Origin of the sequence: Halopseudomonas sp., from assembly GCF_038130085.1 — a bacterium.
Taxonomy (GTDB): domain Bacteria; phylum Pseudomonadota; class Gammaproteobacteria; order Pseudomonadales; family Pseudomonadaceae; genus Halopseudomonas.
This window is the reverse complement of the sequence record NZ_JAYPMU010000043.1, coordinates 1-11,323: the sequence shown is the minus strand read 5'-3', so window position 1 is coordinate 11,323 and position 11,323 is coordinate 1. Positions and strand designations below refer to the sequence as shown.

The following is an 11,323-nucleotide window of genomic DNA, read 5'->3' as shown; positions in this document are numbered from 1 at the left end:
CCATGGCGGCCTGACTTAAACGAAATGGCCTCCATAAAACCCGGTACGATTCACTTCGTCCAGCGAGGACGCGTAGGCACCAAATTTCTCTTCCGTGCACCAAGAGAGCGTTAACTCACCGCCCAGTTCTGCGTATCTACTTTCATTTAGATCATGAGTGATGTCGCCCAAGACCTGACTCGCTAAATGATAGATATCAATATCCTTCAATGAGCATCTCCGTATTGCGTCGTCCACCTACGGTGGGCAGGCCGAAGCAGTGTTGACAACGACATTGGCTTGTCAAAAAAGCACACGCCAGGACTCAAAGCGATACATCGGGAGCACATCAAACTGCCCGAAACCAGGCAAGTTGCCGTGCCGAAAGCAGTCGCAAGCGACCGACGGCTTCGGCCAAAAGCAGCCATTCAACACTTCAGCTGCATGATGTAGCGGTAGCCGAGAAGAAAAGGAAATTGCTGATTGTCACGCGCAAGTAGCTCTCCTCGCGCGTGACATCACAGCGTTTCAGTTCTTAGTCGTGAGCATGACCGTGGCTTTCGACTTCGGACTGGGTTTCCGGCTCGCTGCCACCACAGGCTGACAGTAGGCCAAGCAGACAAACCAACAGCAGGGAGCGAGTCAGGGTAGTTGTGGTTTTCATTGTGTATTCCTTTCAATTTCGATCAGGTATGTAGAAGCCCCTGCGCCTGATGACGCTGGGGCGCTTTGCCTTAGATAACTCGTTTGACGCTCAGGTACTCGCCCTTGGTCTTCAGCGTGATGGTCACGTCGCTGTTGCTGCGGTTGCGCCAGAACCAGCCGTGGGTGCCGTCAAAGATGGCGGTGAATTCACCCTTATCGCCCTTGATCTGCTTACCCTTGCTGTAGCTGTGGTAGTAGCCCTTGGGGCCGTTGTAGGGTTCGCCGTGGGTGTCGTGGTTGACCGGAATACCATTGGTTGTCCACTCGTAGCTGACCGTGGCCTTGTCCAGCATCTCCAGTTTGATTTCACTGGCCTCGCCCGGCTTCAGCGTGACGGTCACTTCATCCGACTTCAGGGCTGGCTCAGGCTCAGCTACGGGCTCGGCCACAGGTGCTGCTGCAACAGGCTCTTGAACTACCGGCTGAACAGGCGCGGGAGCTTGAGCGACTGGAGCCGCGACTGGCTGAACCGCTGCATCCGCTGCCGCTTCTTCGGCCAGGGTTATCTTCATTTCGCCCATCTGGGTCAGGCCGAGTACGCGACCAACGCCCGTTGGGTCGATGGCGTACTCCGAAGGCATCACCACGGTGACCAGCAAGGCGGCGGCAACGCCCACGGCAATTACGGTGGAGCGCAGCAGTTGGCGGCTGGTAGGCAATTCGCTTTGGGTCGGGAGCTTGGTATTGAACATGCTGAAAATTCCTTACTGAGAGACGATCAGGCCGGTGAGCTGGTAACCCATCAAGAGGAAACCGGCGCTCATCATGGCGACGTTGGCGGTGTAGGCATGGCGCCAGAAGCTGGCGGTGCGTCGCCAGTAGCCCATGACAATCAGGATGGCGCTCAGGGCCAGGAGCTGGCCGATTTCGACGCCGACATTGAAGGCGATCAGGTTGGTGATCAGGCCGTCAGCCGAGATCTCGTATTCCTGAATCTTGGTCGCCAGACCGAAGCCATGCAGCAAGCCAAATATCAGCGTGGCCGCTTTGGTGTTCGGCTGGTGGCCGAACCAGCGCTGGAATGCGCCTAGGTTATCCAGCGCCTTGTACACCACCGAGAAACCGATGATGGCGTCGATCACATAGGAGCTGATGTTGATTTCCGCCAGTACGCCCAACAGCAGCGTCACGGTGTGACCCACGGCGAACAGCGTGACGTAGAGCCCCACGTCCTTCAGGCGGTAGAGAAAGAAGATCACCCCGAAGAGGAACAGTAGGTGGTCGTAGCCGGTGATCATGTGCTTAGCGCCCATGTAGATAAACGGCAGCACCATCACCCCGGAGCTTTCCTGGATAAAGCCCTTGTCGCCCTCGGCGACAGCGTGGGCCAGTGCGTCAGGCATGCCGAGAAACAGCAATGCCGTGAACAGCAGCAACAGTAGTAACGAGCGATTCGGGCGCACGACAGATGCGTCCATTGCGCCCATAGATAGCGAATGCATGGTTGAGTCCTAAATTAAAGGGGTCTTGGGCCGCACAGCGGCCTGTGTCAGATCACGAATGTGGCGCGCGGTGGCCGCTCGATCAGGAAGATCGGGCTTGGAGGAATGGAGTAATGAGGGGCTGGTATCGGCTGCGCACGTTCTGGCAGCGTGCTGATGCTCAGCAGCGCGGTCAGGTGCGGTGTTTCATGCAGATGGTCGGCGGTCAGCGGCGAGTGGCAGTGATCCCCATACGCAGCACAGGCCAGCGTCTCGTCACCATGCGAATGTGAATGCGAATGAGCACCGTCATTGCCACCCAAGGCAGGCTGGCTCGACCCCATAAACAGCGCAGAGGTATGCCCGGCCCAGGCCATCAAGATGGCGAGAGCAAGGGCAAAAATCACCTTGGTGCTGATGGGATTGCTGAGCATGTTGTGGTTCTTTCGATGCCTAAGCGGGTGGCTTTTCTGGGGAGGTAGCCGGTTTGACCATATCCCCCCCGGGGGGATAGCATGCGAGCGTAATTCATCGACGCACGAGACTCAAGGCATGAGCGATCACGAACACGGCCACCAGCACCAAAGTCATGGCGACATCATCAAAAGGTTGAAGCGTGCGGAGGGCCACCTGCGCAGCATCGTCACCATGATCGAAGAAAGCCGGGCCTGCGTCGACATCGCTCAGCAGCTGCATGCCGTGGAAAAAGCCGTCTGCCAGGCCAAGCGTGTGCTTATCCAAGACCATATCGACCACTGCCTGGAACATACGGTCGAAGCACTGGCGATAGGCGAGCGCGCATCACTCGAAGACTTCAAGCAAATCACCAAGTACCTCTAAGTAAAAGGCATCCACAATAGCGTTCAAGGAGATGCAAGATGGCTTGGGTTATCAGCAAATATTTCCTGACAGCAATCGTGGTCGTTGTGGTCTCGGAGATCGCGAAGCGTAGTGACAAATTTGGGGGCCTTATTGCGGCGCTGCCCCTGATCACCGTACTGACGCTTATCTGGCTAAACGTTGAAAACCAGCCAGCAGAAAAGATCGCTAACCATGCGTGGTACACCTTCTGGTACGTGTTGCCCACCTTGCCGACGCTACTCGCGTTTCCCATGCTTCTGACCCGCTTCGGCTTCTGGCCAGCTCTGCTGATCTACATCGTCGCTACCGCAGCTTGTTTCGGTTTGTTTGCCTTATGCGTCCGCCGTTTTGGCATCGAACTGCTATAAGGCCAAGTAAGTACATCGCCCATTGTCTGCGTAAACGTTAAAGGGCATGTGACTCGGTCGATTCTCGGGCGCTCGCGGGTGATCCATTTTATGCAGCACCTCCTGCCTACCGGGATAAACTCCGGGTGGGCCGGCCAGCGCCGTGCCAGCCAGCAAAGCCATCGATCAGGTAGCGCGCATCCAGGCCCATGGCCTCCAGAGTAGCGGCGATGCCCTGGCTGATTTCATGCCCTTTGGCGCAATAGACAATCACTGGCCTGTCCCGTGTAACCTGATCTTTCCAAGTGAAGACATCCTCAGGATCACGCCAGTGTGCGCCGGCGATTTCTTGGGCATCGGCAAGCCGGACGCTCGTACGGCGCACATCCAGCAAAGTGAACGTCCGATCTGCTGCCTGCCATTCCGCCAGTTCGCATATCGAGATTCTGCTCATCTTCTACCTCTCAATTTTGCAGCAGGTGTACCACCAGCCCGGCCAACGCACAGGCCATCAGCACTTGGATGACGCCGCGTTTGAAGCGAAACAAGGCCACCGCCGCCGCCACAGCAATGAGTGCCGAAGGCCAGTCGAAAGTCCCCGCGAAGCCTTGCGGCCAGAGCACGTGATAGCCGAAGAACAACGCCAAGTTGAGAATCACCCCGACTACGGCGGCGGTGATGGCCGTCAGCGGTGCGGTGAACTTCAGTTCGTTGTGGGTCGATTCCACCAGCGGGCCGCCGGCGAGAATGATCAGGAATGACGGCAGGAAGGTGAACCAGGTGACCAGGCTGGCGGCCACGGCACCGGCTAGGAAGGCCTGATCTGCCCCGAACACCTGTTGCACGTAGCCGCCGACGAAACCTACAAAAGCCACCACCATGATCAGTGGCCCTGGCGTAGTTTCACCCAGAGCCAGACCGTCGATCATCTGTGTCGGAGTCAGCCAGCCGTAGTGGCCGACTGCGCCCTGGTAGACATAGGGGAGCACCGCATAGGCACCGCCGAAGGTCAGCAGTGCTGCTTTGGTGAAGAACCAGCCCATCTGCGTCAGCGTACCTTCCCAGCCGAACAGCGCGGTCAACAGCCCCATGGGCAATGCCCACAGCGCCGCGCCTATTGCCGCCAGCAAAACCAGGCGTGGCCAGCGGAAGCGTGCATGTTCCGGTGTTGGGGTGTCGTCATCAATCAGCGCCGGGCCATAAGACTGCTTGGCAGCGCCATGACCACCGCCAACGCTGAACTTCTCTGGGGCGAAACGCCCACCGAAATAACCGATCACGGCGGCCCCCAGCACGATTAGTGGGAACGGCAGGTTGAGGGCGAATATCGCCACGAATGAAGCAGCAGCTATTGCCCACAGCCAGTTGTTCTTCAATGCACGGGAGCCGATGCGGTGAGCGGCCTGTACCACAATAGCGGTCACGGCGGGCTTGATCCCATAGAACAGTCCGGCCACCACCGGCACATCGCCGAAGGCGATATAGACCCACGACAGCGCGATCAGGATAAACAGTGAGGGCAACACGAATAGCACCCCTGCAATCACACCGCCCCAGGTGCGGTGCATCAGCCAGCCGATATAGGTGGCCAACTGCTGGGCCTCCGGGCCGGGCAGCAGCATGCAGTAGTTCAGGGCATGCAGAAAACGCCGCTCGGAGATCCAGCGCCGACGCTCCACCAGCTCCTGGTGCATGATCGAGATCTGTCCGGCTGGGCCACCGAAGCTGATGAAACCGAGCTTGAGCCAGAACAGAAAAGCCTGGAGCAAACTGACAGGCTCGGCACGTGGCAGATCCTGCTCTACAGGCGGCAGTGTGGTCTCATTCATCAGAGGTCTCTTCTTTCACGAATGCCGCCAGCAACCCATCGAAGATGGCGCAAGCAGCCGTTAGCAGGTGGTCGTCATTGAGGATGGTTTCGCGCAGCCCGGCCAATACACGCTCGATGCCGACCGCCTCGGCGGGTTGAACGCCACCGACATCCAGGTAATGCACCAGAGCCGCGATGCGGCTTAGGCCTGGCTCGGCCAGCGTAAAGCTGGATTGCAGGGTTTCGAATGTGACGCGACTGCCTACATGGCTAAAGGTCGCGCCGTCGAAATCGAAACCCAGCGCCTCAGCAGGGCAATCACTTGGCGTGTCCAGCCAGAGAATGCGAGCACTCGGATCGATGCAGCGCCGGATCAGCCAGGCGCTGGCCAATCGGTCAACCCAGGGCCGCTTGCGCGTAGCCCAGAGGCGGCCTTGGTAGTCGCGACGATCAAGCTGTTCGATAGGCTGATCGTGACTGCTAGGTTCATCCTGCGACAGTGCCCGGCTGATGGCCGTTTCGAGTGTTTTGAGGGCCGTATCGGTCTGTTGCCGCGCTGCCGCAGGGAAGAAATCGATGGCCGCCACCTGCGCAAACGCCTTGCGCAGCTTGCGTACCTGCTTGGTGCTGGCGAGGGCGCTATCCGAAGTCAGCTGAGCCTGGCACGCCTCGATATCGACGCGCAGCTTGGCGTAGTCCTCGCTACGGTCGAATAGCTCGATAAAACGCTCGCCTTGCGGATCATTGATGGGCAGCAGAAAGGCTGTGCCATTGCTACCCAGGATGTCGCGCTCAACAGCCTCCAATGCTTCTCGGCAGGCGGGAGTGTCGGGCAGCAAATAGACCCCATCGCGCAGTACCGCAGCGCCACTGCTCTTGAGGGCACGCCAGGCACGCATACGCTCTGTGGCGTTAGCGGTCGGCAAGGCGATGATCAGGGATAACCAACTATTCATGTAGAGTAAAATACCAATTAGGTAATAATCATTACTCTATTTTAGTGCTGGGTGATTGTAAAGCACTAATTAGTTGGCCGATGATTGCCCGTTACGACTGGCCGCTTTTGGCCGGTTTCTGCCTGTTGCGTCTCTGCTGCCCACTGGCCAAGTCGGATGCACGCGGTGGTCAGTACCAATGCAATTGACTGGTCAAATGGGTGCAATTGCGCAGGTATGGACTTCAAGCCCCAATTTCCTGGAAAAGAGGTTCTTTCTATGGACATCCGACATCAGAGATTGAGTAGCGGAATGTCTGAGCTGAAGTCATGTCCATGGCTGTTCTTCTTTCCTTTACGTCGATGAGGCGTTTGCTGACCTGACCGGCCTGCCGGAACCGTTGCTCCAACTTGGACACGATATCCGCGCCGAAGTACTGCAGAAGACTGGTATCCCGGTCGGTATAGGTATCGCCCCCACTAAGACGCTCGCCAAACTCGCCAATGCCGCAGCAAAACGCTGGCAAAGACAGACTGGTGGGGTGGTAGATATACGGGAGCCGCATAGGCGTGATCGCTTGCTGCAGGTCATGGCTGTTGGTGAGGTCTGGGGAATCGGTCGCCGACTGCAGGCGCATCTGGCGGATATGGGCATCAAGACAGCGTGGGATCTCGCCAAAGCTGATCCCCGTCTGCTGCGCAAGCGCTTCAGCGTGGTAGTGGAAAAGACAGCTCGCGAGCTTTTCGGTGTCGCCTGCCTGGAAATGGAGCCTCAAGCACCAGCTAAACGAGAAATCTGCTGCAGCCGTTCCTTCGGTCATCGTGTCCACGCGCTGGATGAACTGCGGGAGGCCGTAGCCACTTACGCCACCCGAGCTGGAGAGAAACTCCGTCAGCAGCAGTCCCTCTGCAGCTTGCTGCACGTGGGCATCCGAACCGGCCTATTCAACACCAATGAGGAGCGCGTATCTCTGAGCGTGACTTGCCATCTGCCCTACCCAACAGATGATACCCGCCTGCTGGTTAAATCAGCCATCGCCGGCCTGGATCAGATCTACAAGGCAGGCCCAGCCTACGCCAAGGCATCCGTCATGCTCATGGACCTGTGCCAACGCCATGAATACACCCCTGACCTGTTCGCACCAACTCAGCCAACAGGTACCGACCAGTTGATGCAGGCGATGGATCAGATAAACCAACGCTGGGGAAAAGGCACTATCCGCCCTGGACGTGTTCCCACCAAGTCAGAATGGCAAATGCAACGCCAGCTACTGAGCCCTGCATTCACCACCAGATTTGATCAACTATGGACGGTACGGGCTGGTAACTAGCGGATACACCCCGTCCTGCGGGCCCTGACACCTGCCGGCCTGAGCAGCAGATCCTGTCCCTTGTCCTTCACCAGGTAGGTCATCAGCTCCATGACTGCGTAGCGCCCCTTCTCATCACTGCGCTGAAACATGCCAGTACCTCGGCGCTCATCGTTACCGCCCCTTTTTAGCCACTCCCTAGCGCTGTCATGCCAGTACCCTCGCCCATTAGTAATCCCTTCCCACAGCTCACCGATACGCTCAGCTACGTGAAACTGACGAAAACGCTCTGATCCGTTGAAGAAGAATGCCGCATGGATGTGAAAACCCTGATCCTCGCCCTGCTCTACCCGAAGGATGTAGCCCACCAGATGGTCAAAGGCGGGATTGGTCCTGCGAGCCCTGACCATCTCGTTCATGTCAGCAAACACCTGCTCGACAGTGAGTCGTAGCCTAGCGGACTCCCGGTAGTAGAAGTTCAGCCTCAGCACCAACGTCCTGGCGTAGCGTTCCATCACCTTGTCGGTCCACTCTCGTAGCTCTTCGTCCTGCCGCTTGGCTTGGTATCGACGGTCTGCACACCTGCGTTGGTAGCGCTCACGCTTACTCAGGTCACGGATACGGTCTAACAGCAGGTTCATGGTCTCAGGCTCTGACAGGTAGCTACCGTTAGCCTCTGGATCAGGACAGGTATAGGAACGACCGACATGCTCAAGCCTGATGTCCTGACAAGCTTCGTAGAACAACTCCAGATTCTCGCTGCAGTCGTAATCCACACGACCATCAAACAGAGCAAGCATCTGACTGAGGTAGTCCAGATCCGCCCCTAGAATCGTCTTGCGGTATGGTCTGTCTGGACGTGATTGTGGGATATAGGCCGATTCACCTCTGCGTAGAGCATCGTCTACGAGCTGATCGATCTTGAAACTGACTTCTGCTTGGGAAATGGTGGGTATGTAGTCGTGCATGGTATGTCTCCTGTTGAGGTACATACCACTGGTGAGAAGAGTATTTTTTTACCTGAATGCAGTTCTGATACCTGGTTGATCTATAGGGTATCGATGTCCTGTCTATGGCTCTGTGGGTGTATGGGATAGCCTTGCTAGCACTATCAGGTGAATACTGTTTGCAGGGTATATAAATAGATCCCGATCCAGACCGACAGCCTATGCCCAGCGTAGCAAGCGCTTCGGAGAAAAAAGTCATGGTGGGGCGGAGCAAAACCTGATGAACCGTCACTGACAAGTTAGCTGATGACGGACGAGCGCTCGAGGGGAGCAAGTCGGCATAGGAGCACCACGACCTTGTGCCGTGGTGCTCCTGTTAGGCAAGGTCATACTTCTGATTTCGTGCTTCGATCCGCTGTGAGATCCAAGCACCGACTTCCGCCTCGATCCAACCACAGCTCCTAGGCCCAAGTTCAATGGCTCTCGGAAACTGCTTCTTGGTCATTAGGCGGTAGATGGTCGCACGCGACAGCCCTGTCACAGCGAGGACCGTTGGAAGCCTGATTATTTTCATGATGCACCCTCTGAATGACTCAGAGGATCCGGGTACTTGGTATTTTTTTACCGTTTGGAGCCCGCTAGCTCTTGGGCTTGGACAGCAAGCCGTGACGAAAACGAGCATCGATGGAGATGTCAGCCTCACGCCGCCAGGTATCGCAGATCGTTCCCCCACCCACCGAGGCCTGAACCAAAGTGCAAAGATTCCGCCCATTCGCGACGCCGTCAAAAAGGACCGTGCCAACTTTATCCGCCCCATCTCCGGCTGCGTGCCTTACCGGTAATATGCAGACTCGTAATCCAGAGAACTTGGCCTCTCTCAGCTCGGTGAAACGAGTCTGGTATACATTGGCTATCGACACAATCATGGAGCAAAAGTGATTCACGACTATTGCCGCCAAAGTGTCGTCCCCCTTCGTCTCATCCTGCACACCGGAATCCAAAGCCTTCGACTCGGCGGGGTACTCTACGCCCAGCCCAGTCAACTCGGCTTGGAGGGCAGCAATCAGCTTAGACTCCTGCTCCTTGCTGAGAGCAACCTTGCCAACCGGAAAGTCATCTAACAAATCGGCAGCGTGGCGATACATACAGACGCGCAAAGCAAGCAGAGCCGGTGCTCGCTCATTGAACAAATATCGGAGAACGGCTTCAGGTGTAAAGTAGTGAGGCCAAGCGTGAGCTAGCAACGCCTTATTGTCGTTGACGCCCCGACGTTTTCTCAGCTGGTGCCTCAGGTCGTACAAATCAGCTTCCAGCCGGTCGAAAGCCCCGAAGCCATCGTCCCCCAAGGCGAGCGACATCCCAATCGCGTTCGCAGGAGGACGATCGAAGCCAGGGTTGTTAAGATTCAGATAGAAAATGCTGGCCAACCACCCGTCTCTAAAAATAGAGCTTGACACCCCAGGCACAATCGTACGAATCAAACCCAGCGACACAAGGCGGCCCAGTCGGTGCTTAACTCTGTCGGAGTTCATTCCCGTCAATTCCTGCAGCTTCTTGGTAGGTAGATCCCTCACACAGCCAAACCGGTCAGCACAAGACAACAACGTACCTAGCAACAACCTATTCCTCACGCTCAAGAACCCTTCAGGGGCAACTGGACGCTTTTCTCCACCCCTTTCAGGTTCTGGACGCTTAGGCACCTGCGCCTTTCTACCGATCACTCTCACGCGAAATTTGGCGCCTGACAACAGGGTGGCCATCCGATCCGGGTGATGACCATAGTCCACCGAGTTGGACTCAAACCACTTTCGAATCGCATCACCAAGTGCGTATTCGTGCGCAGGTCGCCCACCGTTACGCGATCTCTCAGTACTCAGCTCAACCAGTCCTAGGTTCCTAGGTTAACAAGTTCGAGCAACGCTTTGCGCACCATTGTTAGAGGTGAGTGCAGTAGCTTGGACAGCGAACTAACAGTCCACCGGCGCACGCCTCGGTCTCCGCGACTCCACTGTATTGCCATGACCTCCAGGAGAAATCGCGCATCGGGAGAGCAGTCAGCGACTTCTTTCTTAAAGATCTCGTTATGTGTCAGCACTAGCCCTCCTCTCATCATTCTGTATAGCTTTTACCCCCTGTACAAATAGCAAGTATGTGACAGTAACGCAACGCATAACAAACATATGTTTAAATAATGATTACCAACCAGTTCACCGCGAGGAGTAACCAGCAGTGGGAGAAACACCAACCAGGCCTGAGTGGCTGCTCAATCAAGAAGCCGAGTGGAAATGGGCGATTAAGTACCTCAAGGAATCCGAGAAAAAGGATTTCTGGGAGAAATTCCAAAGGAAGCTGCCTAGAGGAATATCTCGCTACGAGGGCGTTGTGGCAGGCATTCACGCAATCCAGCAGCAGGAGGGTGGGGGCGGCTTCATCAGCCGCATGAGAAACGCCCTGAGGCAGCGCAAGTACCGCTCGACCAGCAACGGTAGAAAGCCCTACACGTTCGTTCTGCCAACGGAACTAGGCAGGCGACTAGAGCAGCTCGCAGAAGGCGCTCGCTGGCGAAAAGGGGAAGTGGTTGAAGATATGATGAGCGGCCACGCTCGCCTTCAAGCAGAGCATCAGAGGCGAATCGACCAGTTCACACAACTTCGCGAAGCAGATCTTGTCAATGCCAAGATGATCATCCGCACTTGGGAAGCGCGCTACGAAGCAGCGCTGAAACAGATTGAGCAGCTTGCCAACGAGGTAGCGAGACTAACCCTGCGCCAGGAATCATCTCCACATGATGACGAAGAACTGGAAGATGCCCTGACTAGCAAGGCAGCAAAGAAAATCCTCAAGAAGGCAAAGCGAGCGATCGAAGAGGAGACGAAACTGCTGGCATTAAGTTCGGGCATTGCGCCCGCAACCATTGATCGATCCGAGCCACTCGATGGCCTTCCTATCTCCGAAGAGCAGGAGCAGGAGCAGGAGCAGGAGCAGGAGCAGGAGCAGGAGCAGGAGCAG

Annotated in this window: 15 protein-coding genes and 1 pseudogene; 5 read left to right on the top strand and 11 right to left on the bottom strand. The window is 56.5% G+C overall.

Translation table 11 applies throughout. The features are described 5' to 3' along the window. Positions 1-15 precede the first annotated feature (15 nt). The 5 genes from AAFM31_RS17410 to AAFM31_RS17390 form a co-directional block, all read right to left on the bottom strand. Positions 16-210, bottom strand: a complete 195-nt coding sequence (locus AAFM31_RS17410) for a hypothetical protein (protein ID WP_341709138.1) — start codon at positions 208-210, stop codon at positions 16-18. Between the two features lie 304 nt (positions 211-514). Next, positions 515-643, bottom strand: a complete 129-nt coding sequence (locus AAFM31_RS17405) for a hypothetical protein (protein WP_341709137.1) — start codon at positions 641-643, stop codon at positions 515-517. A gap of 70 nt (positions 644-713) precedes the next feature. Then, positions 714-1,376, bottom strand: coding sequence for a transmembrane anchor protein (locus AAFM31_RS17400; protein ID WP_121369468.1), 663 nt, complete (start codon positions 1,374-1,376; stop codon positions 714-716). Between the two features lie 12 nt (positions 1,377-1,388). Further along, a complete protein-coding gene (locus tag AAFM31_RS17395; protein WP_121369466.1) occupies positions 1,389-2,126 on the bottom strand; it encodes a HupE/UreJ family protein in 738 nt (245 codons plus the stop codon). A 47-nt stretch (positions 2,127-2,173) separates the two neighbouring features. Beyond that, on the bottom strand, positions 2,174-2,539 hold the full coding sequence (locus tag AAFM31_RS17390) for a hypothetical protein (protein ID WP_121369464.1): 366 nt from the start codon (positions 2,537-2,539) through the stop codon (positions 2,174-2,176). 118 nt (positions 2,540-2,657) lie between these two features. Between AAFM31_RS17390 and mreA the strand changes: the two genes are divergently transcribed. Further along, on the top strand, positions 2,658-2,945 hold the full coding sequence (gene mreA / locus AAFM31_RS17385) for a metal-sensing transcriptional repressor MreA (protein ID WP_017675697.1): 288 nt from the start codon (positions 2,658-2,660) through the stop codon (positions 2,943-2,945). Between the two features lie 38 nt (positions 2,946-2,983). Further along, complete coding sequence (locus AAFM31_RS17380) at positions 2,984-3,334, top strand: DUF3147 family protein (RefSeq protein WP_121369461.1); 351 nt, start codon at positions 2,984-2,986, stop codon at positions 3,332-3,334. A 106-nt stretch (positions 3,335-3,440) separates the two neighbouring features. On the opposite strand, the gene AAFM31_RS17375 is transcribed toward AAFM31_RS17380, so the two are convergent. The 3 genes from AAFM31_RS17375 to AAFM31_RS17365 are packed head-to-tail and all read right to left on the bottom strand — an operon-like array spanning position 3,441 to position 6,079. Then, positions 3,441-3,767, bottom strand: coding sequence for a rhodanese-like domain-containing protein (locus AAFM31_RS17375; protein ID WP_121369459.1), 327 nt, complete (start codon positions 3,765-3,767; stop codon positions 3,441-3,443). Between the two features lie 10 nt (positions 3,768-3,777). Further along, positions 3,778-5,142, bottom strand: coding sequence for a chromate efflux transporter (gene chrA, locus AAFM31_RS17370; protein WP_121369457.1), 1,365 nt, complete (start codon positions 5,140-5,142; stop codon positions 3,778-3,780). Next, complete coding sequence (locus AAFM31_RS17365) at positions 5,135-6,079, bottom strand: chromate resistance protein ChrB domain-containing protein (RefSeq protein ID WP_289239936.1); 945 nt, start codon at positions 6,077-6,079, stop codon at positions 5,135-5,137. Before AAFM31_RS17365 ends, chrA begins: the two co-directional genes overlap by 8 nt. Before the next feature lie 349 nt (positions 6,080-6,428). On the opposite strand from AAFM31_RS17365, the pseudogene AAFM31_RS17360 reads away from it, so the two are divergent. Beyond that, positions 6,429-6,551: pseudogene (locus AAFM31_RS17360) on the top strand (DNA polymerase V subunit UmuC); the annotation flags it as partial. Between the two features lie 84 nt (positions 6,552-6,635). Continuing rightward, positions 6,636-7,388 (top strand): DUF4113 domain-containing protein, encoded by a 753-nt coding sequence (locus AAFM31_RS17355; protein WP_341709136.1) that lies wholly within the window; start codon positions 6,636-6,638, stop codon positions 7,386-7,388. On the opposite strand, the gene AAFM31_RS17350 is transcribed toward AAFM31_RS17355, so the two are convergent. The 3 genes from AAFM31_RS17350 to AAFM31_RS17340 form a co-directional block, all read right to left on the bottom strand. Further along, positions 7,385-8,335 carry an inovirus-type Gp2 protein gene (locus AAFM31_RS17350; RefSeq protein WP_341709135.1) on the bottom strand — a complete coding sequence of 317 codons (951 nt, stop codon included), beginning with the start codon at positions 8,333-8,335 and terminating at the stop codon, positions 7,385-7,387. The genes AAFM31_RS17355 and AAFM31_RS17350 overlap by 4 nt on opposite strands. A gap of 355 nt (positions 8,336-8,690) precedes the next feature. After that, positions 8,691-8,888, bottom strand: coding sequence for an AlpA family transcriptional regulator (locus AAFM31_RS17345; RefSeq protein WP_341709134.1), 198 nt, complete (start codon positions 8,886-8,888; stop codon positions 8,691-8,693). A gap of 64 nt (positions 8,889-8,952) precedes the next feature. Further along, positions 8,953-9,846: a hypothetical protein gene (locus tag AAFM31_RS17340; protein ID WP_341709133.1), complete on the bottom strand. Its 894-nt coding sequence runs from the start codon at positions 9,844-9,846 to the stop codon at positions 8,953-8,955. A gap of 697 nt (positions 9,847-10,543) precedes the next feature. Here AAFM31_RS17340 and AAFM31_RS17335 point away from each other — a divergent pair. Continuing rightward, positions 10,544-11,323, top strand: a 780-nt coding sequence (locus tag AAFM31_RS17335) for a hypothetical protein (RefSeq protein ID WP_341709132.1), incomplete at its 3' end; no start/stop codon positions are given.

What these genes read in the sequence shown, in the direction of transcription:
- AAFM31_RS17345 (WP_341709134.1), bottom strand. Translation starts at nt 8,888, where the DNA reads ATGAAAATAATCAGGCTTCCAACGGTCCTCGCTGTGACAGGGCTGTCG.
- mreA (WP_017675697.1), top strand. Translation starts at nt 2,658, where the DNA reads ATGAGCGATCACGAACACGGCCACCAGCACCAAAGTCATGGCGACATC.
- AAFM31_RS17395 (WP_121369466.1), bottom strand. Translation starts at nt 2,126, where the DNA reads ATGCATTCGCTATCTATGGGCGCAATGGACGCATCTGTCGTGCGCCCG.
- AAFM31_RS17340 (WP_341709133.1), bottom strand. Translation starts at nt 9,846, where the DNA reads ATGAACTCCGACAGAGTTAAGCACCGACTGGGCCGCCTTGTGTCGCTG.
- AAFM31_RS17400 (WP_121369468.1), bottom strand. Translation starts at nt 1,376, where the DNA reads ATGTTCAATACCAAGCTCCCGACCCAAAGCGAATTGCCTACCAGCCGC.
- AAFM31_RS17350 (WP_341709135.1), bottom strand. Translation starts at nt 8,335, where the DNA reads ATGCACGACTACATACCCACCATTTCCCAAGCAGAAGTCAGTTTCAAG.
- AAFM31_RS17375 (WP_121369459.1), bottom strand. Translation starts at nt 3,767, where the DNA reads ATGAGCAGAATCTCGATATGCGAACTGGCGGAATGGCAGGCAGCAGAT.
- AAFM31_RS17380 (WP_121369461.1), top strand. Translation starts at nt 2,984, where the DNA reads ATGGCTTGGGTTATCAGCAAATATTTCCTGACAGCAATCGTGGTCGTT.
- AAFM31_RS17405 (WP_341709137.1), bottom strand. Translation starts at nt 643, where the DNA reads ATGAAAACCACAACTACCCTGACTCGCTCCCTGCTGTTGGTTTGTCTG.
- AAFM31_RS17365 (WP_289239936.1), bottom strand. Translation starts at nt 6,079, where the DNA reads ATGAATAGTTGGTTATCCCTGATCATCGCCTTGCCGACCGCTAACGCC.
- AAFM31_RS17390 (WP_121369464.1), bottom strand. Translation starts at nt 2,539, where the DNA reads ATGCTCAGCAATCCCATCAGCACCAAGGTGATTTTTGCCCTTGCTCTC.
- chrA (WP_121369457.1), bottom strand. Translation starts at nt 5,142, where the DNA reads ATGAATGAGACCACACTGCCGCCTGTAGAGCAGGATCTGCCACGTGCC.